General features: G+C 62.6%; 24 protein-coding genes and 1 pseudogene. 11 read left to right on the top strand and 14 right to left on the bottom strand.

Annotated features, from left to right (window positions below):
- Positions 1 to 7: 7 nt before the first annotated feature.
- The 3 genes from M2341_RS01395 to M2341_RS01405 form a co-directional block, all read right to left on the bottom strand.
- The gene (locus M2341_RS01395; RefSeq protein ID WP_264583952.1) at positions 8 to 994 is read right to left on the bottom strand and encodes an SPFH domain-containing protein; all 987 of its coding nucleotides are present in this window, start codon (positions 992 to 994) and stop codon (positions 8 to 10) included.
- Positions 995 to 1,008: 14 nt separating this feature from the next.
- Complete coding sequence (locus tag M2341_RS01400; RefSeq protein WP_264583953.1) at positions 1,009 to 1,728, bottom strand: NUDIX hydrolase; 720 nt, start codon at positions 1,726 to 1,728, stop codon at positions 1,009 to 1,011.
- Between the two features lie 147 nt (positions 1,729 to 1,875).
- Positions 1,876 to 2,502 (bottom strand): hypothetical protein, encoded by a 627-nt coding sequence (locus M2341_RS01405; protein ID WP_264583954.1) that lies wholly within the window; start codon positions 2,500 to 2,502, stop codon positions 1,876 to 1,878.
- A 356-nt stretch (positions 2,503 to 2,858) separates the two neighbouring features.
- On the opposite strand from M2341_RS01405, the gene M2341_RS01410 reads away from it, so the two are divergent.
- Positions 2,859 to 4,550, top strand: a complete 1,692-nt coding sequence (locus tag M2341_RS01410; RefSeq protein ID WP_264583955.1) for a hypothetical protein — start codon at positions 2,859 to 2,861, stop codon at positions 4,548 to 4,550.
- Here M2341_RS01410 and M2341_RS01415 read toward each other — a convergent pair.
- Genes M2341_RS01415 through M2341_RS01430 form a run of 4 tightly spaced genes read right to left on the bottom strand, consistent with a single transcriptional unit; the run spans position 4,539 to position 9,215 of the window.
- A complete protein-coding gene (locus tag M2341_RS01415; protein WP_264585961.1) occupies positions 4,539 to 5,705 on the bottom strand; it encodes a TniQ family protein in 1,167 nt (388 codons plus the stop codon). The genes M2341_RS01410 and M2341_RS01415 overlap by 12 nt on opposite strands.
- A gap of 41 nt (positions 5,706 to 5,746) precedes the next feature.
- Complete coding sequence (locus tag M2341_RS01420) at positions 5,747 to 6,652, bottom strand: TniB family NTP-binding protein (protein ID WP_264583956.1); 906 nt, start codon at positions 6,650 to 6,652, stop codon at positions 5,747 to 5,749.
- A complete protein-coding gene (locus tag M2341_RS01425) occupies positions 6,649 to 8,559 on the bottom strand; it encodes a Mu transposase C-terminal domain-containing protein (RefSeq protein WP_264583957.1) in 1,911 nt (636 codons plus the stop codon). The genes M2341_RS01420 and M2341_RS01425 overlap by 4 nt, the downstream gene beginning before the upstream one ends.
- Positions 8,560 to 8,603: 44 nt before the next feature.
- Positions 8,604 to 9,215, bottom strand: coding sequence for a Tn7 transposase TnsA N-terminal domain-containing protein (locus tag M2341_RS01430; RefSeq protein ID WP_264583958.1), 612 nt, complete (start codon positions 9,213 to 9,215; stop codon positions 8,604 to 8,606).
- A gap of 296 nt (positions 9,216 to 9,511) precedes the next feature.
- On the opposite strand from M2341_RS01430, the pseudogene M2341_RS01435 reads away from it, so the two are divergent.
- A pseudogene (locus tag M2341_RS01435) lies at positions 9,512 to 9,847 on the top strand (ATP-binding protein); the annotation flags it as partial.
- Positions 9,848 to 9,869: 22 nt separating this feature from the next.
- Here the strand turns inward: M2341_RS01435 and M2341_RS01440 are convergent.
- The gene (locus M2341_RS01440) at positions 9,870 to 11,159 is read right to left on the bottom strand and encodes a dipeptidase (RefSeq protein ID WP_264583959.1); all 1,290 of its coding nucleotides are present in this window, start codon (positions 11,157 to 11,159) and stop codon (positions 9,870 to 9,872) included.
- 95 nt (positions 11,160 to 11,254) lie between these two features.
- Positions 11,255 to 12,094 carry a diacylglycerol/lipid kinase family protein gene (locus M2341_RS01445; RefSeq protein ID WP_264583960.1) on the bottom strand — a complete coding sequence of 280 codons (840 nt, stop codon included), beginning with the start codon at positions 12,092 to 12,094 and terminating at the stop codon, positions 11,255 to 11,257.
- A 191-nt stretch (positions 12,095 to 12,285) separates the two neighbouring features.
- Between M2341_RS01445 and M2341_RS01450 the strand changes: the two genes are divergently transcribed.
- From M2341_RS01450 to M2341_RS01470, 5 genes are all read left to right on the top strand, one after another.
- A complete protein-coding gene (locus tag M2341_RS01450) occupies positions 12,286 to 13,071 on the top strand; it encodes a succinate dehydrogenase iron-sulfur subunit (protein ID WP_264571563.1) in 786 nt (261 codons plus the stop codon).
- 41 nt (positions 13,072 to 13,112) lie between these two features.
- Complete coding sequence (locus tag M2341_RS01455) at positions 13,113 to 13,577, top strand: GFA family protein (RefSeq protein WP_181560956.1); 465 nt, start codon at positions 13,113 to 13,115, stop codon at positions 13,575 to 13,577.
- Positions 13,574 to 14,692: a cell division protein ZapE gene (zapE, locus tag M2341_RS01460; RefSeq protein ID WP_181560955.1), complete on the top strand. Its 1,119-nt coding sequence runs from the start codon at positions 13,574 to 13,576 to the stop codon at positions 14,690 to 14,692. The genes M2341_RS01455 and zapE overlap by 4 nt, the downstream gene beginning before the upstream one ends.
- An 85-nt stretch (positions 14,693 to 14,777) precedes the next feature.
- Positions 14,778 to 16,445 (top strand): hypothetical protein, encoded by a 1,668-nt coding sequence (locus tag M2341_RS01465; protein ID WP_264583961.1) that lies wholly within the window; start codon positions 14,778 to 14,780, stop codon positions 16,443 to 16,445.
- A 38-nt stretch (positions 16,446 to 16,483) separates the two neighbouring features.
- Positions 16,484 to 17,575, top strand: a complete 1,092-nt coding sequence (locus tag M2341_RS01470; protein WP_264577560.1) for a glycosyltransferase — start codon at positions 16,484 to 16,486, stop codon at positions 17,573 to 17,575.
- Between the two features lie 10 nt (positions 17,576 to 17,585).
- On the opposite strand, the gene M2341_RS01475 is transcribed toward M2341_RS01470, so the two are convergent.
- On the bottom strand, positions 17,586 to 19,049 hold the full coding sequence (locus M2341_RS01475; protein WP_264583962.1) for a glycosyltransferase family 39 protein: 1,464 nt from the start codon (positions 19,047 to 19,049) through the stop codon (positions 17,586 to 17,588).
- A gap of 170 nt (positions 19,050 to 19,219) precedes the next feature.
- Between M2341_RS01475 and sppA the strand changes: the two genes are divergently transcribed.
- A complete protein-coding gene (gene sppA / locus M2341_RS01480) occupies positions 19,220 to 21,115 on the top strand; it encodes a signal peptide peptidase SppA (protein WP_413715678.1) in 1,896 nt (631 codons plus the stop codon).
- 2 nt (positions 21,116 to 21,117) lie between these two features.
- Positions 21,118 to 21,516 (top strand): GFA family protein, encoded by a 399-nt coding sequence (locus M2341_RS01485; RefSeq protein ID WP_264576930.1) that lies wholly within the window; start codon positions 21,118 to 21,120, stop codon positions 21,514 to 21,516.
- Here M2341_RS01485 and M2341_RS01490 read toward each other — a convergent pair.
- Positions 21,492 to 22,157, bottom strand: coding sequence for a trimeric intracellular cation channel family protein (locus tag M2341_RS01490; RefSeq protein ID WP_264583964.1), 666 nt, complete (start codon positions 22,155 to 22,157; stop codon positions 21,492 to 21,494). The genes M2341_RS01485 and M2341_RS01490 overlap by 25 nt on opposite strands.
- A 131-nt stretch (positions 22,158 to 22,288) precedes the next feature.
- On the opposite strand from M2341_RS01490, the gene M2341_RS01495 reads away from it, so the two are divergent.
- Positions 22,289 to 22,867 (top strand): NADPH-dependent FMN reductase, encoded by a 579-nt coding sequence (locus M2341_RS01495; RefSeq protein ID WP_264583965.1) that lies wholly within the window; start codon positions 22,289 to 22,291, stop codon positions 22,865 to 22,867.
- Between the two features lie 2 nt (positions 22,868 to 22,869).
- On the opposite strand, the gene M2341_RS01500 is transcribed toward M2341_RS01495, so the two are convergent.
- Positions 22,870 to 23,568, bottom strand: a complete 699-nt coding sequence (locus tag M2341_RS01500) for a YggS family pyridoxal phosphate-dependent enzyme (RefSeq protein ID WP_264583966.1) — start codon at positions 23,566 to 23,568, stop codon at positions 22,870 to 22,872.
- Positions 23,569 to 23,590: 22 nt separating this feature from the next.
- Here M2341_RS01500 and M2341_RS01505 point away from each other — a divergent pair, with 22 nt between their 5' ends.
- Positions 23,591 to 24,178 (top strand): thiamine phosphate synthase, encoded by a 588-nt coding sequence (locus tag M2341_RS01505; protein WP_264583967.1) that lies wholly within the window; start codon positions 23,591 to 23,593, stop codon positions 24,176 to 24,178.
- Here the strand turns inward: M2341_RS01505 and M2341_RS01510 are convergent.
- Entirely contained in the window at positions 24,171 to 25,466 is a 1,296-nt protein-coding gene (locus M2341_RS01510) for an SGNH/GDSL hydrolase family protein (protein ID WP_264583968.1), read from the bottom strand. The two genes, M2341_RS01505 and M2341_RS01510, sit on opposite strands and share 8 nt — an antisense overlap.
- A gap of 152 nt (positions 25,467 to 25,618) precedes the next feature.
- A complete protein-coding gene (locus M2341_RS01515) occupies positions 25,619 to 26,377 on the bottom strand; it encodes a hypothetical protein (protein ID WP_181560946.1) in 759 nt (252 codons plus the stop codon).
- Between the last annotated feature and the right edge of the window lie 288 nt (positions 26,378 to 26,665).

The following is a 26,665-nucleotide window of genomic DNA, read 5'->3' on the forward strand; positions in this document are numbered from 1 at the left end:
TTGCTCCTTACTTCGCTTCGATTGCAGCGACAGGTTTCGCTGCGAACTCTCGCATCACCGCAGCCAGGATATCGGGTGTGATATTGAGATGCTCGATGGTGTCGAGCTTCCCGGCCAGCTCTCGCGCCGCCAGCCCCATCAGCACGCCGGCGGGCAAATCGCGATAGACCGCGATATGCGCTTGCTCGGCTTCCGCCTTGGCGCTCTCGACAGTCCGAATGCGATTGGCTTCGGCTTCCGCCTCGACCTTCTCCGCTTCGGCAAGGCCGGTCGCACGGTTGCGCGCATTCTCGGCTTCTTCCGAGATCAGCTGCTTTTCGCGCTTGGCAAGCTCGACCTTGTTGGCGAGTTCGTTCTCGGCAATGGCACGTTCCTTATCGACGGCGAGGGCACGGCGCTCGAACATCGCCTCGTCCGCCTTCTGCTGCAGCGCTTCGAAAGTTGGGGTTTGCAGAGCCCGTTCGAGCTCGCTGCTCGGCGCCAGATTGTTGAGGCGCACAGAGACAATTGCCAGACCCAGATCCGCCAGCGCGGGTTCGGCCGCCAGCGTCTTTTCGAGACGCTGGCGCAAAGGCTCGATGCCCGCGTCCAGCAGTTCGCGGACAGGTGCCGCGGCCAGATAGTCGAGCGCGGCCTGGTTCACGAGGCCAGTGAGGCGTGCCTCGATCCGCTCAACGGGCTGGCGGACATGCTGGCCGTTCAGCAGATCGATCGTGAAGTCGATGCGCTCGGCCAGCTTCTCCGGCTCGGCCACGCGCCAGCCCAGCGCGCCCTGGACGTTCACGTCCTGGAAGTCGGCGCTCCGGCCCTTCACGAACAACGTCATCTCACGGTCGTCCATGGGCAGCTCAGCAATGCTCGCGACGTCCGGGCGGAACCAGAAGACGAGACCGCGGCCGCTCTGGCGGAGCTGACCATTCTTGTAGCGTATGATGTGGTGGCTCGCGTCGGCCCGGAGGCGCGCTACGACGGGGAATTTGCTGATGACAGCCATGGTCTTCTCCTCCTTCAATTCTTGAGTTTGTAGAGTTCAGCCGGTCGGAACGAGGCGCCGGTCTCGCGTTCGCCCGTTCCTTCGATCCAGCCCTTGTCCAGGATGCGCCGGCGGAAAGCCGGCTTGTGAAAGCGCGTGCCGAGGACCGCTTCATGAACGCCCTGAAGCTCTCGCAGAGTGAACAGCTCATCGAGCAGCGCAAAGCCGATCGGCGTATAGTCGAGCTTTCCGCGCAGGCGTTTCACCGCTTGGCCAAGGATTTCAGCATGATCGAACGCAAGAGGCAGCTCTGTGCCATCTTCGCTGCAGGCCATGACCGGTCCGCCGGTTTCGCCTTCCCAGGGAACATTGAGTTCGGCGAGAACCAGGCCGTCGGCATGCTTCAAGGCCGGCGAGAAATACAGCATCGGCATCAACGAAATGTAGGCGACCGAGATAACGCGGGTGCGCGGATCGCGGTTGAGGCTGCCGAAGGTATAGAGCTGTTCGAGATAGCCCATATCCAGGTGGGCCTTCGCCGACCGGACCCGGCTTGCAGCCTCATCAAGATCTTCGTCTATGCCGACGAAGCCGCCCGGCAAGGCCCAGCAATCCTTGAACGGATGTTCCCGGCGCTGCTGGAGGAGAACCGCCAGCTGCCCTTCGACAACCGTCAGCAGTACGAGATCGACCGTAACCGACGGGCGCTCGTAGTCGCTCGGATCATAGCTTTCCAGAAACTCCGACTCACTCATTGCAACCTCTTATGCTCGATATGAGCATTACTTATGATCTATATAGTTATATGTCAATCGAGAATAAGGGCCGATCCTGTTGCGGCTTTGCCCCCCTTGTCATGCGACCCATGTGATCGGAGCGGGATGGCTGCCGAGTTATGGGGCTCACAGATCAGAGCAATTGGGGGACATGATCGCGAGGCAAAGCTGCTCGCTATCAGCATAGGCGAGCGCTTCTGTCGGTGGGTCGATGACCTCGAGGATTAGCAGCGCCTCTTCGACCAGATCGATCGGATAGAAGCCTTCTGCCAGGCCCTGAATGTGGTGGTTGCAGTCCAGGCCGACCCGATCGAGCAGTTTTCGGTATTCGATCAATTGATCGAAGGACGCGAAATCCGATGCGCAATTGCTGTGCGCCATGGCTCTGGCGATGGCGTGGATGATTTTCGCCCCACGCTCGCCAGTCTCGAGCTTCTTCGCGATAATGCGTTTTCGCTCTTGCCACATACCGCCCGTCTCATGGAGCGTGTAGGTCCAGCCCTCATTGGCTTCAATTGGGTGAACCACGCGGGGAAAGGTCAGTACGAGGCAACAATCGTTGGGCATCAATGGCGCCGGCACAGCACTGCTGGTCCAGTCCGCCAGTAGACTCGGGCCGAAGTCCGGCCAGCCTTGCACTTCGAGTTCCTCCGATGGCGTGAACCAGTGAAGTGGGATGTCTCGGAGATGAAGTTGTTGAGTGGGCAGCGCTTGCGGCTTGCTCGGCGTGGCTCCGCCAATGATCTGGTTCATCCTTGTTCCTTTCGCTATCGAATCGGAACATAAAGAGAACAAAATAAACATTTTGAGTCAATATAAAGCATATATCCCATTTTGGAACGATGAGTTTCAGGATAGGAATTTCTCATCCTGAAACTCATCGTGAGAAGATCATGACTGCAAATTCATATGATTATGTATTGAGTATGGAAACATAATATCAATTATATATTGATTCGGTGAATGGTGATGATCGTGAAGCTAATCACGCAACTAACTTAGAATGTCAGCACAACAACATGTATCTTCACTTGCAGGCGATCCTTCCACGCCTATCTGTAGATGTGACCCATTTACCAGAATGGAACTATGGCTGGGCATGAGGAGGCATGACTTCCCGTTCCTATATGATCGAGGCTTTCGCCAGTTCGCAGGATACACTCGAGATTGTTGGTGTCGGAGGTGTGCGCAGGCCCTTTGGGAATGCGCAGGAAGCAGAGGTGGCAGTTGTTGTTGCCCGGTACATCGAGTCGCCTGATTTTGACCCACAGGAAGATACGAAGGTTGTTTGGATAGGCTGCGGACAACTTGATCTGCTTCAGGTCGGATCTCGTTGGGAGCGAGGAGAGTCCCGTGGCTTCGCTCCATCCCAAATTGTGCGAGCTGGATTTGTGTTTTTTCGTGGCGAGGATCTGGGCGTCGGCGAGTTCCCTCCGCCTGTCGGTTTACGTCCCTTCCCGAGCGAGGTCATAGGGGGGACCAACGGCTTCTTGTTGAAGCGGATAGCATCCTCAGGGAAATCTGACGCGAAAGCAGGCGCGGCCGATCCAGAGCTGCTTCTCCTGCCTCAAATTGAGCTGTTACGCGCCCTTTTCGGCGTAGGAAGTGATATCCTCCTCGAGCTGTTCGATGGTATCAGAAGCCCGATTGTCTCAGTCGACCGTGGGCTGATCGATCGAGCTCGGTCGTATTTCCGCGATGATGGAACGGCTGTTCTGTGGCTTCGAAGGAAGGTGCCTGAGGTGCAGGCATTGATTGCGGCGGCGATAGCGGTCGACCCAGCCGTGCGGTGGTTGCATGATTCTGTTTTCCAGCAGCTAAGCTCGCAACGTGAATGGGTGGCCGGCCATCCGGTGCCAATCAATATAGACTGGCCGTGGCGAACGCCTGTGCAAATGGAACTCGAAGGGCGATGGATCGAGCGGATCGGTGGTCATCGTCGTTTCATTGTCACGCGTTTGCTTTCCATCGAGTTGCCTGTGACCTTCGACAAGGTCGAAGTTCATTATCCGGGGGCAGAGACATCCGAAGACGAGTATCTGCCCCCACGGGAAGGGCGTGTCAGGCGAGCCAATGCGAGGGTGATCGTCTTGACGACGGGCCGAGCAGGCTCAATTTCGCGCCGTCCGGCAGAAATTGGATCAAGTGAAACCGGCGTTTCCAACCGGAAACAGTTTAAGTTTAGCTGGGTCGCTCACGGGAACAACGCACGGGGCCACATAGGCACCATTGGCGAGGATCCCCGCGATGCGGGGCCGTTTTCCACAGGCAGCCGGCAAGCGGGTGCAGATCCAGCCGTAGGCTTTGCTCGGATCAGGCGCGGGGAAACGAACTCACTTCACGAGCCACAGCGAGAGCAGAAAGAGGCCTTGGATCGAACGTGGAAGGCGCTGTTCCGTGCCTGTAGAGACGAGGGCTGGTCTCTCGACGCACTACCAATTGATGGCATCGCCGCTCGTCAGCATCTGCATGGGGGCTTGAACTTCAACAAGGAGCCCTTGGTCGCGTGCGTGTCGGTGGGAGCACGGCGTGCCATAATCATCGATATGGGTTCGCCAGCGGGGGATGAACGCACGCTGGGAATCCTGGTGTCTCGAAATCCGGAGAAGAGCGATCGGGCCCTTGCGGCCGAAGCCCGCAAACTTTGTCGCAGCGTCGAAGGCCGATGGCGATCAAGGCACCTGAAGGTCCCACCAGGCATTGAAATTTTTGCAGTTAACCGCGCGCCTCAGGTTTGGACGAATTCCGACATCTATGCCGCCATGTTGCGTCGTAAAATCAGGTCGGCGTTAAAGTTGTAAGGATGCCATCGCCTCGATCCGCCATCGGGAGGGTTGTTTCTGTTTTCGCTCATAGTCCATATGTCGGTAGATGGCGGCGCGGCTTTCGCCGCAGATCGAGCGCAGATCGCGATAGGTCGCCTTGCCTCTTGTGCGTCTTAGCCAGTCGGCTGCCGCAGCGACCTCTTCCTCTGAAGACCGATAAGGGGCTGCGTCCAGAAATGTTCTCACCACCTTTTCATAGGCGAACGGTGGGTTCGGCATATCCTTGATCGCATGAGAACGGCATATGCCAGCTTCAAGGCATGAGTGAACGAAGCGAAATGGCCAACCGCGCATGACGTGCTCGATCATGTCGAACAAGCGGTGCCGATCGGATATTTCAAGATACTCGAACGGCTGCCGGCTCGTTGATTTTGGGTATGGTGCTGGATCTCCGCCCCAGTCGCGCGCGATGACGGCACGAAAAGCACCCGCGCGTTTGCCGTTCACCAGAAGCGTCGCAATCTGACGAATGATTGCAAATGCGCTGGTAGAAGGCAGATCATCGTCGCCCAATGGCGTCCATCCTCGCATCAGCGAAAATTCCAGCAGACGCTGCCATTCGCGATGAGCATGTTCTGTGTGGCCGGTCGTTTGTTCGCAAATGCTCTTCCCGCATTTGAAGCAATGTCGCGCGGAGAGAGCAACATGCGGATGCACCGGTGAGGAGCAATGCGGGCAGCGATCGCGAAGCATTGTTCCATGCTCAGTGCATGAGGTCACGAAAGCCAATCGCCATCGACGCCTGAAATATGGTGTAGTGTCGGTGATAAGGCACGTAGGGCAAAATTGTAGCCCGGCGCGGTGGCGCAGATTGTTGTCGATCGTAGTCGGCAGAAGCCAAGGATTGCGTCCCGCCTTGTTGTGGGAAGGGATCAACAGCCCCGCATAGGCTCTCAGGGTGCAGGCCGAAATCTCTTCGGGAGAACGGGAAACCCCAAAAGCGATCCGATCGATAAAATGCTCGGGCGCGAAATTGTCCAGATCTTGGCTGAGCAGATTCTTCGTCGATCCAAAGACAGCATTGAGAAAGCTGATGGGCTTGAGGCCCATGCCGGTTGCCAGGCGCCGGACATAGGACGACAGAAGCTCGTCTGGCATCGGGCGTGGCTGATACGGCCATGGCTGCCTGATGGCTTGGGTCGCGGGCGAGGCCCCAGCATTTCAGTCTGCATCTACTGAAGCCTCCGCCCTACCGACATGATGCTGCGGCCCTGGATGCGCTCAAGCGTGGCGGCGGTTATTCTCTCTTCACCGCTTTCAATTGCGAGCTGACATGCGTCGTGAAGCAGGACGTTGAGGCGTCCGATATAGCCCTGAGTGAGCGTGAAAGCGGCTTGGATCAGTGCCTCATCATATCGAAAATCCGACTTCAGGCGCAGGGGCAGGACGCGTTCGAAGCTCAGCAGCACTTTCACAAACTCTGCCAGCGTGAACGGCTTGAGCTTGAGAACTTTATCCAGGCGCCCGGCCATCTGATCATCGCTCGCGATCATGTCGAGAGCAGTTTCGGTGCCACCCACAACGAACGGTCGGCCCACTTCGTTGATCAGGTTCTTGAGAAATAGCAGGAAATCACTGATCTTCGCGTTCATTCGGCCATCACGCTGAATGTCGCTAATTTCGTCGATGATAACTGTTCCGACGCGGCAGGCTTTCAGCATCATCGCTGTGTGATTGCGGAGATCTCCGAAGGTCGGATTATAAGTGAGGGGATGACCGAGTTCGTTCAGTATTTTCTTCAGGACGAGAGTCGGGTCGGGATCGTTGGGTGCAATCAGATAGATGACGGGGCGTACAGCATACTCGCTCTCTGGATTCCGTTGCGGCGGGTGCAGATCCCGAAACGCCTCCATCGTTCGGCTTTTGCCAGTGTCGGCAGCGCCGGTGATGATCAGTCCGCGAGGCTTGGTGGAAGGCGCTGCCCTCATGCAGTCCTTCAACTCCAGGAACGTGCTCTTGGTGGAAGGGGTCGGCACCCATACGCGGTCCCAGCAGCTGTAAAGGCGGTCTCGTCCTTCGATGCCCAGAAATTCCTGTAGCTCTGGGCGCAGACTGGTATTTTCGAGGTGGTGGTTCATTCGAAAGTGGCCTCCACATCGTCATCCGTGATGCTGGCAAGAATCGCCGTCAGGTTCGTTGCATCCGTCAGGGACGCCTGATTATCGGCCGCATCTAATTTGGCGGTCGGAGATGCAGCGGGCTTTGGCGGCTGAACGGGATCAGCCGGCCCTTCGGCTCTCATCCTGTCATGATGTGCCTTGCGTGCAGCCGCACGCCGAGCTCGCTTGGTCTTTTCGGTGGCCTCGTCGATGCTCCGGTATTGTTCGCTGATGATCTTGGCCAGATTTTCAGGTGTCGGTTTGCGTTTACGTTGCAGAACCTCGCGCCTTGCCGCTTGCAGCTCGAAGATGCTCGCAATCGGGAAGTTAAGCTGTCTTACGTGGACCGGCATCCAGGCATCTTCGGTGGATGCCGGATCCTCAGCCTTTCTGTTTGGGTGTTTGACATAGATTACGCGGACATCAAAAGGATGCCGTCGCACCTCGACAGATCCATAATTTTTTCGATTCCGCACCAGCCATTTCAGAGACTCGCTGTAGTAATCGAGAAAGTCGATCCGAATGCCGTATCGTTGGATTGTCCTCGTCTCCAAGGGAAACCAGTGAAGCCGAAAGTTCAGACTATCCACGTAAAGCGGCGGGAGATGGCGCTTCGGACCTTTGGGCCCGAAATAGTAACTGTTATGCCTCTCTAGGGGCGTCATGCCGATGCCGGTATGAGGGTCATTATGATACTCATCGACCATGAGCCAGACATGACGAGTAATGTCCTCGAGTGTGAAGGCAGCCGTCAATTCGGGACGTAGTTGCTTTTTCTCGTCCGACGTTGAACCCGTTGCGCCGGGCAAGTCTTTGAAGCGTTGCGCGAGATTGCCATTCAGTCGTTCGATATGCCCGCCATATTGAGGCTGGCCCAGCGGTCGCCATTTGAGGACAATGGCGAAATGTTCGCATGAGGCTTGGGCGGAGTTACCTCTGAACTCTCCGGCGTTATCGGCTTCGATGCGCTCGGGTTTGCCTGCGATCGGGTTGTCCCAGGTAAAGCCGTATTTTTCAGCGATATAATCCTTGCGGGTCATGCCGTTGATCATGGCCAAGCCGAATGTCGTCGTGCTCGGCGGGTCGATGCCGACGTGCATGCCGAAGATCATGCGTGAGTAGATGTCGATTGCCAGTGTGATCCAGACGCGGCCGATCACTTGCAGACGGTCATCGGAGACAATTTCGATGTCCGCTTTCCAGTGATCGATCTGGATCGCCTCGAGTGGGCGATGCACGACGGGATAATGGTCTTTGAGTGGATCGTGCGTCTTACGCGTCTCGTTGTACCCCTTGCGGCTCTTGGTCCAACGATGCTCAGGTATGTTTGTGAGCCTGTCCGCCAGGGTGCTTTGACTGACATGAAAGCCAGCTTGCTGGAGCTTGTGTCGCGCCTTGCGATAGAATGTGCGGGGCTTGGTCCCACCACGCTTGAGCACAGTCTGCTCCAGGACATCCTGGATAATTTTCTCGGCCTTTGGATCTAGCCGAGATTTTCCGCGCCCACCTGGTCGAGTCCGGGGCGGCAGTTCATCGACAGAGCCCGTCTCTCTGAAGCGCTTGAGGGCTTCATATACAGCAGATACGCGGATCCCGAGTTTGCGCCCTGCTTGTTCGACTTCAGCCTTTGTATGTCGTTCTCTCGTTAGAAGGTGACCCAACGCATCGCGATACGGGCCTACTTTGGCGGCCCGAATGGCGTCATCAACTATGAGTGGACCGGGCTGACCTGCTGCTTCAGCCTCGAGGTCTTTAATCGAAGCATAAAAATATTCCCCATCAGGGCTTATAAGAAGCAGCGTGTTCAAATCGCTCGATGCAACGACGCGCATAGCCACACCGCCATATGTGACTTTGCTTCCCTTCTTTCTTTCGATCAGCTTCATCCGCCCTCACTAGGGAGGAGGTGGTTAATGCATAGCTACAGGCTCTACTCTGATTCCAGACTAGCCTCTCGAAGCGAGCGAAGTATTGGGTCTTCTTCGATGGTCGGGAAAGCGCCTGGCGGTCGAACGTGGAGCAGCGAGTTGTCATCGAACGGAAGAGTAAGGTCGCAGTTCAAGAATCGACAGGCCACTGCTTCTTCTATTCCGGCCCGGGCATCGGGTTCAGCCAACCCTTCCTTGGCCAGGAATGAAAGCGCCTGATCGACAGTGAGGTGCTGCTCGGGAAGCTTTTTTTGGAGAATATCTACCACGTTGGAGGTCGGATCCTGCTCGGTGTAGCGACGGAGCAGTCGCGTGTTTTGGAGGTAGGGTGTGCGGATGCGCTTCTCGTCCATGACGCAAAAGACGCCGCCCATATGATCAGCCGCAGCTCGTGCGGCTCCGAATTTGATCGCATATTTCGAAGCATTTGCGCGGAGATCAGCACGACGTTTGACTTCGATGAGAAAGCGGAAAGGTCTCTCTGGCCGGAGCGCGCAGTTAAGCTGAACCGCTATATCCGACGCATACTGTCTCGGCTTGTCTCCCACTGCGTAATGGATGATCGGCTGAGTGATCAGGTCATAGACCCACAAGGAGAATGCGAGTTGCTCCAACAACTCAGCTTCTAATGCGGATTCGACCCATTGTGGCCCGGAAGGAGTGGAGAGAGGCACTTTGCCCCGAAAAGAGCTCGACCTTGTCCCGATCGTACGCTGTGAAAAATGCTCTCTAAGGATCATACGACCGAACTTACTGTAGGTTATCGCGGCCTGGCTATGCGGAAGGGTTCTCATAAACTTTCTCGTTTTAGATAACTGGTCGTTCTAGCTTCCAAGAGAATCCGGTTAACTTAGGCGGATACCGTGGGAGGCGTTGCGGAGAGTCTGGCATGCTTGAGTGTTTGACACCGGACCTGCTGCTCCCGCCCCCGGTCGAGGGATCGGCGGAGGTCGCCGCCCGCGTTGCGCAGGCCCGCGCTCGCCAGACGGCGCGCGCGGCATCAAGCGGCGGCGCGCGGACCAATGCGGAACTCACTGGCGATGCGCTGGATGCCTACGCCGCGCCGGATGCGCCGGGCCGCGATCTTCTCGCGCAGGCTGCCGCTGTGATGAAGCTCAGCGCGCGGGGCTATACCCGCGTGCTCAGGGTCGCCCGCACCATTGCCGATCTGGCAGGCGCGGAGACCGTGGGGCGGGCGCATGTGGCGGAAGCGCTGAGTTACAGGCGGCGCGCGCCTGTGAATTGAGGGGGTGAATTGAGGGGATGGCTTAGCCCTTCGGCGCGGCGTCCATCGCCTCGCGCGTGCCGGTGGCGGGTGGTTCGTCCTTCAGGGAGGCGGCGACCTTCTCGGCCTGTTCCATGACGCGCAGGATGTTGCCGCCGGCCAGCTTGGCGATATTGGCATCGCTCCAGCCGCGTTTCATCAGCTCCAGCAGCAGTGGCGGATAGCTTTCCACGCCGGTCATGCCGTCCGGCAGGGCCGGCAGCCCATCATAATCGCCCCCAAGGCCGACATGATCATAGCCGGCGACCTTGGCGATATGATCGATATGGTCGGCGACCATCTGCACCGTCACGCGCGGCTCGGGATTGGCGGCGAGCCAGGCCTCCATGGCGGCCTTCGCGCGGTCCGGCTGGCCGATATAGAGGCCGTTGAGCGGCGGCTGGTTGTAGAGCGCGCGCTGGGCGCCCTGCTGCACCCCCCACACCCGGCGCGGCTCGGAGATATAATTGGGCGCGAAGGCGACCATGACGATGCCGCCGGTGCGCGCGACTTCCTTGAGCACCTTGTCCGAGACGTTGCGGGGATGATCGCACAGCGCCCGTGCGCTGGAATGGGAGAAGATGACCGGCGCGCGGCTGGCGGCGATCGCGTCCAGCATCGTATCCTCATTCACATGGCTGAGATCGACCAGCATGTTCAGCCGGTTCATCTCGCGCACCACCGCCACGCCGAACGGAGTGAGCCCGCCATGGGCCGGGTCGTCGGTGGCGCTGTCCGCCCAGGCGATGGTGCGGCTGTGCGTCAGGGTGAGATAGCCCACGCCCAGCTCGGCATAAGCGCGCAGGACCGAGAAGCTCTCGTCGATCTGGCCGCCGCCTTCCGCCCCGATCAGCGAGGCGATGCGCCCGGCCTTGTGCGCGGCCCGGACCTGCGCGGCGGTGCGCGCGAGCGTGAACTCGGCCGGGTAGCGGCGTACGATGGATTTCACGAGGTCGATCTGTTCCAGCGTCTTCTTGACCTGTTCCAGCGGCGGCAGCGTCGCGGGGACATAGACGGACCAGAATTGTCCGCCGACCATGCCCTGCCGCAGCCGGGTGATGTCGGTATCGAAATCCTCTGTGTTCAGCCGGGTGAGGTCCACCGACCAGCGCGCATCGCCATCATGGCCGGCGATGGCGCCGGGCCAGTCATTATGCCCGTCGATCAGCGGCGTGGCGGCGAGCACTTTCTTGAGGCGCGGCAGATTGGGATCGGCGGGGTCGGCCGGTTCGGCCAGCGCGGTTGTCGCGGAGAAAGCCAGAGCGGCGGTGAGCAGGCGCGTGAGCATCGACATGGCTGCATTTCAGCATGTCCGCGGGCTGGTGGGAAGAGCCCGGCGCGGGGCTTGAGGGGGGAGAAATGTCGTACGGCGGGCGGCGGCGCTATGGCTCAGCGCCAGCCTGCGTCCCCCTGTGCGGCGAAGAAGCGCACGCCTGATTGGGCGCTGCGGAGGTTGAAGGGCGCCTTGGTGGTCGCCTTCTCGCCATCGACGAGCAGGTCCAGCGTCTTGCCGGCGCTTTCTATCTCCAGATGATCGGCGGCGGCGAGCGATTCGGAGGGCCCATTGCGGAAATCGCCCGAGAGCCAGGCCCAGCCATGCGCGAACAGCTCGCCGGCATTGCGGGCGAGGACGCCATAGGCATGCAAGCCCTGCTTGGCCGGCTCGACGAAGATCGCCGGATAATCGCGCGGATCGCCGGCGAGGGAGACGGCCGGGGCCTCGAAGGTGGCTGTGATGGCCTCCGGCACCTTTTCCGCCAGCGCAGCGAGATCATGATTGCGCAGCGCCTCGCGCACATTGCCCCATGCGGCCGTGGGGCCGACGATGATGCCGGTATAGGCGGTGATCTCGTCTGCCTCGATCACCGGCACGGCCATCACGGTCCCCTTGTTCGCCAGATAGGCCTTGGCGATGGCGAGCGGATCGAGATTGCCGTGGAGCCGGTGAGCCAGCAGGTTCATCGTGCCGCCGGGCAGCGCGAGCAGGGTGCCATCCCAGCCGGCGAGCGCCTGCGCGGTGGAGGCAAGAGAGCCATCCCCGCCGAGAATGATGACGAGGCCAATGCCGCGCTCGACTGCCTGCGCGGCGTCTGGCAGCGGGCCGTCGTCGATGGGCCGGGAGGTGCCGATGGGGCGGCCCGCCTGCGCGAACGCGGCCTGGATCGCGGACACCAGCGCAGGATCGCATGTGCCGCTGCGCTCATTATAGATGAAGAGGGAGTCGCTCATTGTGACCGTCATGCTCGCCGGAAACGTCTGGCGGGGTGTTTGGATGCAGGATGGCGGCGGTTACAAGCAATTTCGCTTGGCCTCCGCTCGGTGCTTGAGCCGCGCGGACACACGCGCTAGGACGCCGCATTGCTTTTATTGCGGCGCGGCATCAAGCGCCCGATCAGCCAGCAGGCGGCAGGAAACAGACGATGGCCGAATTCTCCCTCCCCGCAAACAGCGTCGTTCGCAAGAACGGGACCGTGCACAAGGCGCAGGACGGCGCCACGAACGTCAAGAAGTTCAAGGTCTATCGCTACGATCCGGATAGCGGCGAGAACCCCCGCTACGACACGTTCGAGATCGATCTCGATAAATGCGGGCCGATGGTGCTCGACGCGCTCATCAAGATGAAGGGCGAGCAGGATTCGTCGCTGACTTTCCGCCGCTCCTGCCGCGAGGGCATTTGCGGCTCCTGCTCGATGAACATCAACGGCAAGAACGGCCTCGCCTGCACGACCGCGATCGAGGACTGCAAGGGCGAGGTCCGCATCACGCCGCTGCCGCATATGGACGTGATCAAGGACCTGGTGCCGGACTTCACGCATTTCTATGCGCAATACAGCTCGATCAAGCCCTGGCTGCAGACCGTCACCCCGCCGCCGAGCGGCAAGGAGCGGCTGCAGAGCCCTGAGGATCGCGAGAAGCTGGATGGGCTCTACGAGTGCATCCTGTGCGCCTGCTGCTCCTCCAGCTGCCCGAGCTATTGGTGGAATTCCGATCGCTTCCTTGGCCCGGCGATCCTGCTCCAAGCCTATCGCTGGCTGGCCGACTCGCGCGACGAGATGACCGGTGAGCGCCTCGATGATCTGGAAGATCCCTTCCGCCTCTATCGCTGCCACACCATCATGAACTGCGCCAATGTGTGCCCCAAGGGGCTGTCGCCCGCCAAGGCCATTGCCGAGACGCGAAAGATGATGGTCGAACGCGCGATTTGACGTCACAGTCGACCGAGACAACGACAATTCGGAGATCGGCGATGGTGAAGGAAGGCGAGGTTCTCGACGGTGGCTGCTTGTGCGGAGAACTGCGCTATAAGCTGACTGGCCCCACACTCTGGGTCTCCCAATGCTGCTGCAAGGATTGCCAGAAGGCGACCGGCACCGGCCACACCACGATCATCGGCATCCATAACAGCCAGCTCGCCATCGAGGGCACGCCCAAGACCTATACCAACCATGGCGATACCGGCGGGGATGTGACGCGGCATTTCTGCGGAACATGCGGCGGACGGATTTTCACCTCCGGCACGCTGCCGGGCGAGTTCATCATGGTGCAGGCCGGGTCTCTCGACGAGCCCGACCGCGTCTCGCCGCAAAGCGTCATCTACATGAAGGATGCCGTGGCCTGGGACTATTTTGACCCGGCGCTGCCCAAATATGAGATCATGCAACCGCGCGTGCAGCACAGCGCCCCGGCGGAGGCCTCCCCGCGCGACGCATGAGTGGCTTGCTCTCCTGTTATGACGACCTTATCGCCGCTGGAGAGCTGAAACCCGATCCGGATCAGCGGGCTGCCGCGATCCGGCTCGACCGGCTGCAGCAGGAGCTGGAAGCCGCGCCGAAGAAAGGCTCGGTGCTCTGGCGGATGCTCCGCAAGGCGCCCGAGCCGATCCGCGGCGTGTACCTCTGGGGTGGCGTCGGGCGCGGCAAGTCCATGCTGATGGACCTGATGCGCGATTGCCTGGATGGCCCGGCCAAGCGCCGCATCCACTTCCACGAGTTCATGCTCGATGTGCATGCGCGGCTGCGGGCGGTGCGCGAGAGCGAGAGCGGCGACCCGATTGCGCCCGTCGCCGCGCAACTCGCGGCCGAGGCCAAGGTGCTGCTGTTCGATGAAATGGTGGTCAACAATATGGCGGATGCCGCCATCATGTCCCGCTTGTTTACCGCCCTGTTCGATGCTGGGGTGACGCTGGTCGCCACCTCCAACCGCGCGCCGGACGATCTCTACAAGGATGGGCTCAACCGCGAGCTGTTCCTGCCCTTTATCGATCTGCTCAAGGCGCGGCTCGACGTGGTGCCGCTCAACGGGCCAACCGATTATCGGCTGGATCGGCTGGGCGGCATGGACATCTGGCATGTCCCCAATGGCGATGAGACCACTGCCAAGCTGCGCGAAATCTTCTTCCGCCTGACGGACTATCCGCCTGAAGACAGCGCCAATGTGCCGAGCGAGGAACTGAGCGTGGGCGGCGGGCGCAGCCTGCATGTGCCCAAGAGCCTCAAGGGCGTGGCGGTGTTTTCCTTCAAGCGCCTGTGCGGAGAAGCGCGGGGCGCGGCGGATTATCTCGCCATTGCGCGGCGCTTCCACAGCGTCATCATCGTCGGCATTCCGGTTCTCGGGCCGGAAAATCGCAACGAGGCCGCGCGTTTCGTCACGCTGATCGACGCCCTGTACGAGCATAAGGTCAAGCTGATCGGCGGTGCGGACGCCCTGCCACAGCATCTCTATCCGCAGGGGGATGGCAAGTTCGAGTTCGAGCGGACGGTCTCCCGCCTGATGGAAATGCAGTCGCTGGAGTATCTCGCGCTCGGCCATGGCGCGCACGCCAGTTGACGTAAAATTAGGCTGCCGGTGCTAGCGGCTGGCTGAGTGATGATCTGATATGCGGGCCGGTGGGCCTGTGGGACGTGGGGAATCAATGAGGCAGGGGTCCAGCGGTGCAGGACGGCTTTGGCTTGCGGCCACGCCCGTCCTCGTGATTTTTGCCATCGCGGCAGTCCTCTTCGCGCGCCTCCAGAATATCTGGATCGACGAGACGACCCAGCTTTCCGGCGTCACCCTCGCGCCGGGCACGCTGCTCTGCTGGTTGGCCGGCGGATATGATGCGGGGTTCGGCGTGCCGGACGACCGGATGCCGCCGCTCAGCTACTTCATCGATATGATCGGCTGGCACCTGTGGGGCGCCAATGAGCTGGCGTTTCGGCTTTATCATGCCGCGATCACCGCCGGCGGCATCCTGATCCTGATGCGCGCGCTGGCGTCTCGCTATAGCCTGCGTGCGGCCCTGATTGCCGGGCTGCTGCTGGTGCTTTCCCCCCGGCTGGTCTCCATGGCCGTCGAAATCCGCGCCTATCCCATCCTTCTCGCGATCAGCTGTGCGCAGGCGGCGATGGTGATTCGCGGCGATGTGGCGCAAAGCGTGCGGCGGCTGGGCCTGTTCGTGCTGCTCGGTGTGCTGAGCGGCTACACGCATTTCTTCGGCATCGTTGCGACATCGGCCTATACGCTGGCCATCTTCATCGATGCGCGGACTGTGCGCGCCGCCGTGCGGGTGGTGCTGGCCTATGCGCTGCTGTTGCTGCTGTGGGCAGGACTGGCGCCCTTCATTCTGGGAGCGGCCAATCTGAGTTCGCCGGCACCCGGCTCCGCCGCGCCGGCCGGCGGGGTCGGTCTGGGCGACATCGCGGCCTTTCTGGCGCAGATGCTGGTGAGTGGCGCGACCTTGGTGGATCTGCCGGTGGCTGCCTTGTGCTTTGCGGGGGGCGCCATCCTTCTGCTCGTCGCGGCAGTCGGCCTTGGCGGACAGGCCGCGAGACGCGGAACAGCCATTCGGCATGATCCGGTCATCGGCCTGATCCTGGCGCTGGCCGCGGGCATGATCGTGACCATCGCGGCCGCGCTGTTGGTCTCGCAATTCGATGCGCTCGCGCCGCGCTATAATATCTGGATGCTGGCGCCGCTCGCGGTGATCCTCGCGCTCGCCGCTGATGGGGCCATCGCGAGGCGCGGCCGGATCGCCGACTGGGTTCGCCACGCGGGCACCGCCCTGCTGGTCATTGGCAGTGCGGCGGCGCTGGTCATGTTCCTCGTGCGGGCCGACTGGTTCATCCACGGGCCTTCGCGCACGCTGGAGGCCATGGTGGCCAAGGCGGAGAAGCCGCTCGCTGTGCTGCATGTTGGCGATGCCTGGGCATGGGCCTATTTCCCGCTCTATCGCACCCATCGCGACGATCTGCCGCAATGGCTGCTGACGGCGGGCGGGCAATCCGCGATTCGGATCACGCGCGGCGGCGATCCGGGTGGGCCGCCGCAGCCGCTGACCGCGCTGGCCGACCGCGCCACGTTGCTGGTCAGCCATGTCGAACTCAAAAGCCACAACGATCTGCGCGCCTTGGCGCGGGGTGAGACGCCCGCGCCGGCGAGGGATCTGGTCCCCGCCCTGACGGCGGCCGGATGGCGCCCGGCGGAAACAATCGATCGTCCCGGTAATTTCGCCTTCACCGGTACGCTGTACCATCATCCCGACCCTGCATCAGCGCCGACCCGTCAGCCCGCCGCGCCAGCCATTGAGGACCTTTCCGAGTGACCATCCAGACCATGACAGACGCTCCGGTCGCGACGCAGATGCTTCCGGCCGAGCTTGCGATCGTTGTTCCGACCTTCAACGAGGCGCAGAATGTGGCCTTGCTCGCCGATCTGGTCGACAAGGCCCTGCCCGGCGTCGCCTGGGAACTGGTGTTCGTGGATGATAATTCGCCCGACGATACCTCCGGCAAGGTGCGGGCGCTGGCTCAGCGCGATCCGCGTGTGCGCATTCTCCATCGCTTCGGGCGGCGTGGCCTGTCGAGCGCCTGTGTCGAGGGCATTCTTGCGACGTCCGCCCCTTATGTGGCGATCATGGACGCCGATCTTCAGCATGACGAATCCGTGCTCAAGACCATGTTCGAACGGATCAGGGCGGACGATGTCGATCTGGTGGTCGGCAGCCGCTATGTCGAGGGTGGCGGCATGGGCGACTGGAGCGAGAGCCGCCAGCGGATGAGCCAGTTCGCCACCAAGCTGGCGCTCAAGCTCACCAAGACGCCGATTTCCGATCCGATGAGCGGCTTCATGATGATGCGGCGCGATGCCTTCATGCGCTCGCTGCCCAATCTCTCCACGGTGGGCTTCAAGATCCTGTTGGATATCGCGGCCAGCGCGCCGACGCCGCTGCGCGTCGCGGAAGTGCCCTACACCTTCCGCACGCGCCAGTTCGGCGAGAGCAAGCTCGATAGCCTGGTGCTGTGGGAATATGTGCAGCTGCTCATGGACAAGGCGGTGGGCCATATCGTGCCCGTCCGCTTCCTGAGCTTCGCCATGGTCGGCGGCACGGGTGTGGTCGTCCACTTTGCGGTGCTGACGCTGCTGTTCGTGGCGCTGGGCATGAGCTTCGCGGTGGCGCAGACCGCAGCGACGCTCGTCGCCATCACCAGCAACTTCCTGCTCAACAACATGTTCACCTACCGCGACCAGCGCCTGCAGGGCTGGGGATTGCTGCGCGGCTGGATCACCTTCAACCTCGTCTGTGCCTTTGGCGCGGCGGCGAATGTCGGCGTGGCGGACTGGCTGTTCGTGAACAATGGCTATTGGGCCCTGTCCGCTCTGGCAGGCATTCTGGTCAGCGTGGTGTGGAACTACGTGATGTCCGCCTTCTTCACCTGGAAGAAGAAGGGCTGAACGCAGCAGGTCATTCGAACCTAACGAAGCGGTGGTAAGCCTCGGTCCGGTCGTCCCGGACCGGGCTAATTCGCGCTAACCGGGGAACCATGGCGCTCCAAGCCTCGCCCAAATCGGAATCGAACGGCGGACGCTGTTCAAAAACCAGGATCGTTGGCGGACACTTGTTGATGGCATCGGCACACAGCCTAAGCTGACTGGCAATTGCGACTTCATCTGCCTCCGGGCTTCTCCGGCTAAGCACATGCCAAGTCGAGGCAGGGAGTCGGTAAGCGGCGAGCTCGCGCGTGAGCTGCTCATCATAATAGACGGTCGCGCCGCGCCAGCCTGAAGCCTTAGCGGCAATCGCCTCTCCGGGGTTGGGCAGGCGCTGTGCAGGGTAGTCAGGCAGAAGCGCCCAGATATGAGCGATCGCGAGGAGGAGAAGCACGAGCGGGCGCAAGCTGCGCGGCAGGCTCATCACGGAAAAAGCGAGCAAAATCGGCAACGTCACAAGAGCGCCCATGAACGATCGTGCGAGGTAGATAGGCTTGAAGACGCCGACAAAGGCGAAGAGAAGTGGCCCCAGCACCAGAAAGGTCATCATGACGATGAACAGCCGCGGGGATTGCTTCCACAGTTGCAGGGCCCCGAAGACATACAGACTTACAACAACGATCTTGGCGAGCGCCGGAAAGGCGATGGCCGTCATCGTCTGTTCGTAGAAAACCTTCACGTCTGTGGGTGCGATCCAGCTGTTGCGGACCGCACCTTCCGTCATCGCGTAGCCCAGAAAATGGACCGACTGTGGAATGCACAGCAAGGCCGCGACGGCGATGCAGGCACTCAGCAGCCAAAACAGTCGCCAGTCGCGATCGTAAAGCAGCAGCAGAAGCGTTGCTGCGCCAAAGAGGACCATGAAGAGCAGCGAGACATATTGGAGGTAAAATGTAAGGGCGAGGAAGAGTGTAAAGCCAATGGCGCATCGCCACTGTCTCTTCCTCGGCATGTCGCGCTGTCGGAGCAACTCGAGATAGAAGTAGGTCGCCCACAGCATTGCGAAGGCGATGACGCCGTAAAAGCGGATTTCCCGAGTGTAATGAACATTCAGCGGGTGAAAAACGAAAAACAGTCCGGCGAGGATCGCTACCGGCAGGCCGAGCCAGTTCCGCGCAATCAGGAAGAGTGCGGGCACAGAAAGAGCACCGATGAACGCTGGTAGCGCCCGCATCGCAGTGCGGCTGTCACCGAATACGGATATCCAGGCCTTGAGCAGGACGGTAAAGGTCGGCGGATGTACATCGGTGGTGCGATGAAGCGAGAAGTGGTGGGCGTAAGTTTCGCGGGTATAGAGCCAGGTGAAGATCTCATCCTGCCAAAGAACCGGATGCTCTATCCAGAACAGCCGGACCACGGCCGCGAGAGAAACCAGAAAGGCCAGAAGACCCGCCTGTCGATAGGTCCGATCCCCAATCCATGCAGCAAAACTTGACATATCGTCCCCCCACCCGGCTGCTGCATATCCACATTCCAGCAAGCCGCAAAGAATAACCCTTGTTCAGTGAGCGCCCTGTGAGCGTGTTCGCCGGGGCCTTATGTATCTGACGGGAACGTGCATCGGGCAGGAAGATGCGCTAGCGAAGCGGCAAAGGAGCCGCCAACGTGCTGAGTCTTGTGAAAACTGTCTGGAAAATCATGATGGGGGTGAAGGACGCGCTGGTCCTGCTCTTCCTCATCCTCTTCTTCGCGCTGCTCTACGCCGGCCTCAAGGCCGCGCGGATGGAAGAGAGCTTTCCGGCAAGCGGCGCGCTCTATCTGGCGCTGGACAGGCCGATCGTCGAGCAGCCGCGGCCGATCGATCAATATGCGATGGTCGCGGGCACCGGCGGGTCGGGCGAGTATCGCCTGCGCGACGTGGTGCGCGCCATCGAGGCAGCGGCGGGCGACAGCGCGATCAAGGCCGTGGTGCTCGATCTCGATGGCTTTGGCGGCGGCGGTCAGGTCGCCATGCAGCGTGTGGGCGAGGCGCTCGACAAGGTGCGCGCCGCGGGCAAACCGGTGCTCACCCGCGCCTCTTATTATGACGATGCCAGCTACGTGCTGGCCGCCCATGCCAGCGAGGTGTGGCTCGATCCGCTCGGCATGGTCGGGGTGACCGGGCCGGGCGGGAGCAATCTCTACTTCAAGGGCCTGATCGACCGGCTGGGGGTGAAGGCGCATGTCTACCGTGTCGGCAGCTTCAAGAGCGCGGTGGAGCCCTATACGCAGGCCGAACAGTCGCCCGAGGCGCGCGCCGCCAATGAGGCGCTGGTGACGGCGATCTGGTCCGACTGGCTGGAGCATGTCGGCAAGGCGCGTCCGGCGGCGCGGGTGCGCGATTATCTGGCCGATCCGCTGGCGCTGCTGCGCGCCAATGGCGGCGATACCGCCAAGGCGGCGCAGGCGGCGGGGCTGGTCGACAAGCTCGGCGATCCGGTCACGTTCGGCAATCATGTTGCCGAAATCGTCGGGGAGGCGAGCGATCCGCGGCCGGGCGATTATGCCGCCATCCCGTTCGAGGGCTATTTGCGCAAGCATAAGGAAGGCAGCGGCGGACAGGTCGGCGTCGTCACCGTCGCGGGAGAAATCGTGGATGGCGAAGCGGCGCCTGGGCAAGCCGGCGGGACCAGCGTCGCCAGCCTCATCAACGATGCGGTGGCCGAGGATTCGGTGAAGGCGCTGGTGCTGCGCGTCGATTCGCCGGGCGGATCGGCGGCGGCGGCCGAGGAAATCCGCCTCGCCCTGGCGCAGGCGCGGGCCAAGGGCCTGCCAATCGTCGTCTCCATGGGCAATGTCGCGGCCAGCGGCGGCTATTGGGTCAGCACGGCCAGCGACATGATCTTCGCCGAGCCGGCGACGATCACCGGGTCGATCGGCGTGTTCGGCATATTGCCGAGCTTCGAGGATGCGCTCGCCAAGGTCGGCATCACCAGCGACGCCGTGAAGGCGACGCCGCTCTCCGGCGAGCCGGACGTCATCGGTGGGGTGAGCCCGGAGTTCAACGCGCTGGCGCAAGCGAGCGTGGAGGACATCTACGGCAAGTTCATCGGTCTGGTTGCCAGCAACCGCAAGATGACGCCGCAGCGCGTCGACGAGATCGCGCAGGGCCGGGTGTGGGCCGGCGGCATGGCGCATCAGCTCAAGCTGGTCGACCGCTTCGGCGGGCTGGAAGAGGCCGTGGCGGAAGCCGCGCGGCGCGCCAAGCTGAGCGGTGACGCCGCAAGCGCGCGCTATTTCGACCCCGAGCCGGATTCGCTGGCGCAGTTTCTCGGCATGTTCATGAGCGGGGAAGCTAGAGCGCCCGCCATCACCGCGCCGCGCGATCTGCTGAGCTATGCGGCGCGGCAGCAGCGGCAGATTGCCGTGCGCATCATGCGTGATCTGAAGGGGCTGGTCGAGGGGCCGTCCATCCGCGCGGACTGCCTGGAATGCCGCGCCTTTACGCCCGCCAGCGCCATGACGTCGGGCGAGCAGGCAGGCTGGCTCGGCATCCTGCTTGGTGCTGCCCAGCGGCCGCTCTGAGAATGGCGGACGCGATCACCGGCGGTTGCCTGTGCGGTGCCTGCCGCTATGCGACCGATGCGGCGCCGATCAACATTCGCGCCTGCCATTGCCGGCTCTGCCAAAAGGCGACGGGCGCGCCGCTCTATGCACGGGTGCTGGTGCCGCTCGATGCCGTCCGCATCGAAGGTCCGGTGGGGTGGCATCACAGCTCGGCGGCGTTGCGGCGGGGCTTCTGCACCGCGTGCGGCACCACCTTGTTCTCGGAGCGCGCCTCAGCCAATGTGATCGGTCTTGCCATTGGCAGTCTGGATGAACCGGAGCGCTACCCGCCGACCGAGCATATCTGGACCTCAAGCGCGCTGAGCTGGCTGACATCGGCCGATGATCTGCCGCATTATCCCGAGGGCCCACCTGCCTGATCCGGGCTGATGCCGGTGCGATAATGCGGGAGCGCGAGGCCGCGCACGATGGCGACGGCGCGCAGGATGAAGCCGGCGATCACCGCCAGCACGGCGGCCCAAGGGGCTGCCATGCCGATGCTGGCGAGCAGCGCATAGAGGCCTGCCGACAGGGCGGCGGCGGTCACATAGATTTCCGGGCGCAGCACGATGGAGGGGTGGCCGGCCAGCAGATCGCGGATGATGCCGCCGACGCAGGCCGTGATGATGCCCATCAGCGCGCTGATGAAGGGCGGGATGTCCAGGCTCATGGCCTTGGCGGTGCCGAACACGGCGAAGGCGACCAGCCCCACGGCGTCCAGCCAGTCGAGCGCGCGCTCGCTCCACCAGCGCTCGGGCGTCATCCACACCACCAGCGATGCGCCGAGGCAGATGAGCGCCGGGCGCACATCGTGAATCCAGAAGACCGGCGCGCCGATCAGCAGATCGCGCACCGTGCCGCCGCCAACGCCGGTAGCGATGGCGAAGAAGGCGAAGGTGACGAGGGTCTGGCCGAGGCGCGCCGCCGCCAGCGCGCCCGAGGCCGCAAAGACGAAGATGCCCACCAGCCCCATGGCGGAGAGCAGCGCGTCGACGGGCACGGGCAGATCCTGCGGTGTCATGCGCCTTCCTTAGCGCAGATCGGCGGGCTTTCCATCTCTGCTGCCCCCTCTGCTGATACGGCGTTTCGCCAGTCGCGCAGGATGGGACAGGCTGCTAGGCTCGCGCCGACATTGCCACGGAGCCTGACAATATGAGCCTTTCGCTTCTCGTCTTCTATGGATCCTATCGGGAGGCGCGCGCCGGCATCAGGCTTGCGGACTATTGCGTGCGCACGCTCTCCGAACGGGGCCATAAAGTGGAACTGATCGATGCGCGGGCGGTCGGCCTGCCGATGCTGGACAAGCGCCTCTCCGATTATGCGCCCGGTACTGCCCCTGCCGAGATGACGGCGCTGGCCGACAAGATCGGCGCGGCCGATGGCTTCGTGTTCGTCACCGGCGAGTATAATTCCGGTCTGCAGCCGGGCCTCAAGAACCTCATCGACCATTATTATCAGGAATGGCGGCGGCGGCCGGCCGGCATCGTCAGCTATTCGGCGGGGCGGATGGCCGGCGCGCGCTCCAGCTATGCCTGGCATCCGACGCTGACGACGCTGGGGATCGCCGTGATTCCCGCCAGCGTGGCGGTCGGCGCAATCACGGACAGTCTCGATGCGGCCGGTGAACCCAGCGGGGAGGGTGGCGCGGCGCTGGTGCGCAGCTTCACCGGCTTTGCGGACGAGCTGGAATGGTGGGCCGGCGCGGTGAAGGCGCAGCGCAGGCCCGGCTGACGTCAGATGGCGTCGCGGGTGCCGAACAACGCGGTGCCCACGCGCACATGGGTGGCGCCAAGCATCACCGCCGTCTCATAATCGCCGGACATGCCCATGGAGCGGCCCGGCAATCCATGATCGCGGGCCAGCTTGTCGAGCAGCGCGAAATAGGGGGCCGCTTCCACCTCGGCGGGGGGCACGCACATCAGCCCGACGACCGGCAGGTCCGCCGCGCGCGCCTGCTCTAGCAAGGCAGGCACATCGGCGATGGCGCAGCCGCCCTTTTGCTCTTCCTCGCCGATATTGACCTGCAGGAAGCAGTCCGGCCGGCGGCCCGCCTTGTCCATGGCCTTGGCCAGCGCCGCGATCAGCGAGGCGCGGTCGACGCCATGAATGGCATCGAACAGGGCCACGGCATCCTCCGCCTTGTTGGACTGAAGCTGGCCGACAAGGTGGAGGCGGATATCGGGATAAGCCTCGCGCAGCGCCGGCCATTTGGCCAGCGCTTCCTGCACGCGGTTTTCGCCGAACACGCACTGCCCGGCCTCGATGAGCGGGCGCACCGCCTCAGCCGGATGCGTCTTGCTGACGGCGATCAGCGTCACCGAACCCGCGGGACGACTTGCGACACGCTCGACCCTGCTGATCGCATCCCGCACATGTGCCAACCGGCTCTCGGCCGTGCCGTCGACGCTCGTCTGATTATTTTGCCCATTCATCGGCGCCGCTATAAAAGGCGCGATGCACGCAGGCCAAGGCAAATCGCGCACTCCGCTCCCGACCGTGTGGCTGATGAGCGACGAGCGCGTGGCGACGGACGATCTGGTGCGCGCGGTCGCACGGCTGCCGCGACAGTCGGCCGTCATCTTGCGCCATTATCGCCTCGACCCCATCGCACGGCGGGCCTTGTTCAATCGCGTGCGGCGGGCGGCGCGCAAGCGCCATTGCCGCATTCTGCTGGCGGGCGATGCGAGGACGGCCATGCAATGGGGGGCAGATGGCCATCATGGTCCGGCGCGGGGGCCGCGCGACTCGTGCTGGCTGCATAGCGCGCCGGCGCACAGCCATAGGGAAGCGTTGGCCGCGCAGGGCGCCGGTGCGGACGTTGTGCTGCTCTCGCCGCTGTTTCGCACGCGTTCGCACCCCGGCGCGCGACCACTCGGCCCTGCACGCTTTGCGGCGCTCGCGCGGCTTGCGACCCTGCCGGTGATCGCGCTTGGTGGGGTCCACCCGCGCCATACCGCCTTGGTGCGGCGCCTTGGGGCTGTGGGTTATGCGGCCATCGACGGGTTGACGCCCGGACGTGGCCCGCGCGGTGGCGCTATTTGAACAGCGAGAGGTCGATGGACGCGGCCAGCGCCTCATAACCCGCATCGGTGCCGTGCAGGAAGTCGCCCATATGATAGCCGGGCCGCATCTGTTGCGGATTGGCGGGGTCCGCAAAGGCGGCGTCGAAATCCAGCCAGGCATCGAAGATCGTGCCGGAGCGGATGGCGGCATTGATGCCCTGCCGCACGGTCTCGGCCTCCGGCGTCCAATAGGTCGCGCCTTTATAGGGGGCGATTGTCGCGCCGACCGCCGTGATACCGCGCGCCCGCGCCCGCGCGGCGATCTGGCGATAGCCCGCCAGCATCGTCTCCAGCGTTACCTTGGTGCCATCTGCAAGGACATTGGGCCGGCCGGCCTGCTGGGCCATGCGCTCGGCGCCAAAGGCGATGCCAAGATCGTTCACGCCCTCGAACACGATCAGATAGCGGATGCCGGGCAGGGCGAGGATGTCGCGGTCCAGCCGGGCCAGGGCGCTATCGCCAAAGCCATCGCTGAGCACGCGATTGCCGCTGATGCCCTGATTGGCGATGCCCCACTTGCCGGGATTCGCCGCCAGCAGACGGGCGGCGAGGAAGTCCGGCCAGCGCCGGTTCGCGCCGGGCGTGGAGCCGATGCCGTCGGTGATCGAATCGGCTAGCATGGCAATCGTCCCGGCACCGTCCTGCGCATCGACCTCCACGGCGGCGAGGAAGGGGCGATGCGGACCTTGCTGCACAGGCTCGAAGGGCTTGCCGAGATAATTGCCGGGGGGTGAGACGCGCAGTGTATCCAGCCCGCTTTCATGGCAGGTGCAGGGGCCGGTATCGCCCGGCACATAGATCTGCACGGAGAGGCGGGCGAGGTCCGGCACGGGCATGTCGACCGTGTCGCTCAGCAATGGCGCGCGCGCCGGGATGCGGGCTGTCGCCGCGCCGCCGAAGCGCAGCATCCGGGCCGAGCCCGGTACTTCGGCGCCTTGCGGATCGAGCAGGGCGATGCGCACCCCGCCGATCTCCAGCGGCTTCTCGCCATAGGCATTGGTGAGGCGCAGCCGCAGTGCCTTGCCACCGGCCGCGATGCGGAGCGTCTGCACCAGCGTCTGATTATTATAGCTTCTCGGCGCCATGAGCGGGCCAAGGTCCGTGCGGGGGCGGACCGGCGCGGCGGACCAGCTGGTGATCCAGTCCGCCCGCGCGGGGGCTGCCGAGAGAAGCAGGCCCAGCGCTATCGCGGCGATGCCCGTCGTGCGTCCGATCCGGCTTTTCCCGGCGTGATCGCGACGATGATGGGCGATCTGATTTATGCGCATAGTCCCTCTCCCCGTTGCGGCGCCGTTCGGCGGCCCGCATTGCGGTGCTGCCTTGTGGGGCGCTGCTGTGTCAATCATCGAGGCGGAAGAACGCAGCGCTTGGGGGCGCGACTCAGCGCGCTCGCAAACCAAAGGTCAGCGCACAAGCGGGCTTAGAACTTGAAGGTGGTCCCGACGTAGACGGCCTGGCTGTCCTGCGCCTGATCCGTGACGGTCGGCGCAAGCCGGTTGTTCGGCCCGGCATAGCGCACGCCAGCCTTCAGGTTCAGGTTGCGGGTCAGCGAGTAGCTGCTCGACAGATCGACGGCATAGCTGGGCTCGGCGCCGAGCGTGGCCGGCGTATCTTCCGCCGGGGAGGCGGCAGCGACTTCGCGATGCTCAAGCTGGACATTCGCCGAGAAGCGATCCTGCTTCGGGCGCAGCGTGAAGCTGGCAACCGGCTCGCTGATCGACTTCTCGATGATCGGGTCGAGCCTGGAGGATTCGATGCGGGTGCCCGGCGTGAACCGCGCGAGACCCTTGGTCACGCCCAGCCGGTATGCGACAGGCGCGACGCCGAGATTGGGCAGAACCCGCTCGGACCGGCCATCCAGCGCGGAGGCCATGGCGTTGGGCGTGCGGACGAGAATGGTCAGCGAGCGATTGCCGGCCGCCGAACCACTGGTCGGCGTGAAGCGGAAGCCCTTGCTCTGCGATTCGCGTGCGGCCTGGGCATAGGCCTTGGCCAGCTTCTCATCATGGGTGACCGGCGTGAACGAACCGATGCTTCCTAGCATCTTCAGCGACACGCCGCTTTGATCCAGGCCCTTCGATTCTGCACCGAGAACAGCGGAAAGCGCCGGGGTGAGGGCGAGCGAAAGGGCGGCTGTCAAAGCCCCCGCCAACGCGATCTTTCCCGTCTTCACCGTCACCGTTCGCTCCCTGCGCCGACTCCATTTTGAGGGCCGGTCTGTGTTCTTATATCATGAGGGGATAGCGCGGACCAGAAGCAGAGACGATTCGCTGGAAAGCGTGACCGATTCTCCACAGTGGCCACCGGCGAGCCGGTTATCCCCTTATAATCCCTTTGTGAAACGACCATTGTTCAACACGGTTGCAAAAATCAACCCATCGCAACTGAAATTGCGCCGGGCCGATGCCGGCAGCGGCGCGAGCGGCAGAGCCCGCGCAATCCGCCACTTGTGCCGCCGCCCTGCCTC

The sequence above is a fragment of the Sphingobium sp. B7D2B genome, from assembly GCF_025961895.1.
Lineage (GTDB): Bacteria > Pseudomonadota > Alphaproteobacteria > Sphingomonadales > Sphingomonadaceae > Sphingobium.

Excerpts from the sequence above, each read along its gene's own strand:
- zapE (WP_181560955.1), top strand. The coding sequence starts at position 13,574 with ATGAGTGGCTTGCTCTCCTGTTATGACGACCTTATCGCCGCTGGAGAG.
- M2341_RS01445 (WP_264583960.1), bottom strand. The coding sequence starts at position 12,094 with ATGAGCGACTCCCTCTTCATCTATAATGAGCGCAGCGGCACATGCGAT.
- M2341_RS01410 (WP_264583955.1), top strand. The coding sequence starts at position 2,859 with ATGACTTCCCGTTCCTATATGATCGAGGCTTTCGCCAGTTCGCAGGAT.
- M2341_RS01400 (WP_264583953.1), bottom strand. The coding sequence starts at position 1,728 with ATGAGTGAGTCGGAGTTTCTGGAAAGCTATGATCCGAGCGACTACGAG.
- M2341_RS01505 (WP_264583967.1), top strand. The coding sequence starts at position 23,591 with ATGCACGCAGGCCAAGGCAAATCGCGCACTCCGCTCCCGACCGTGTGG.
- M2341_RS01500 (WP_264583966.1), bottom strand. The coding sequence starts at position 23,568 with ATGAATGGGCAAAATAATCAGACGAGCGTCGACGGCACGGCCGAGAGC.
- M2341_RS01455 (WP_181560956.1), top strand. The coding sequence starts at position 13,113 with ATGGTGAAGGAAGGCGAGGTTCTCGACGGTGGCTGCTTGTGCGGAGAA.
- M2341_RS01425 (WP_264583957.1), bottom strand. The coding sequence starts at position 8,559 with ATGAAGCTGATCGAAAGAAAGAAGGGAAGCAAAGTCACATATGGCGGT.
- M2341_RS01475 (WP_264583962.1), bottom strand. The coding sequence starts at position 19,049 with ATGTCAAGTTTTGCTGCATGGATTGGGGATCGGACCTATCGACAGGCG.
- M2341_RS01465 (WP_264583961.1), top strand. The coding sequence starts at position 14,778 with ATGAGGCAGGGGTCCAGCGGTGCAGGACGGCTTTGGCTTGCGGCCACG.
- M2341_RS01440 (WP_264583959.1), bottom strand. The coding sequence starts at position 11,159 with ATGTCGATGCTCACGCGCCTGCTCACCGCCGCTCTGGCTTTCTCCGCG.
- M2341_RS01490 (WP_264583964.1), bottom strand. The coding sequence starts at position 22,157 with ATGACACCGCAGGATCTGCCCGTGCCCGTCGACGCGCTGCTCTCCGCC.
- M2341_RS01395 (WP_264583952.1), bottom strand. The coding sequence starts at position 994 with ATGGCTGTCATCAGCAAATTCCCCGTCGTAGCGCGCCTCCGGGCCGAC.
- M2341_RS01420 (WP_264583956.1), bottom strand. The coding sequence starts at position 6,652 with ATGAACCACCACCTCGAAAATACCAGTCTGCGCCCAGAGCTACAGGAA.
- M2341_RS01470 (WP_264577560.1), top strand. The coding sequence starts at position 16,484 with ATGCTTCCGGCCGAGCTTGCGATCGTTGTTCCGACCTTCAACGAGGCG.
- M2341_RS01485 (WP_264576930.1), top strand. The coding sequence starts at position 21,118 with ATGGCGGACGCGATCACCGGCGGTTGCCTGTGCGGTGCCTGCCGCTAT.
- M2341_RS01495 (WP_264583965.1), top strand. The coding sequence starts at position 22,289 with ATGAGCCTTTCGCTTCTCGTCTTCTATGGATCCTATCGGGAGGCGCGC.
- M2341_RS01450 (WP_264571563.1), top strand. The coding sequence starts at position 12,286 with ATGGCCGAATTCTCCCTCCCCGCAAACAGCGTCGTTCGCAAGAACGGG.
- M2341_RS01405 (WP_264583954.1), bottom strand. The coding sequence starts at position 2,502 with ATGAACCAGATCATTGGCGGAGCCACGCCGAGCAAGCCGCAAGCGCTG.
- M2341_RS01510 (WP_264583968.1), bottom strand. The coding sequence starts at position 25,466 with ATGCGCATAAATCAGATCGCCCATCATCGTCGCGATCACGCCGGGAAA.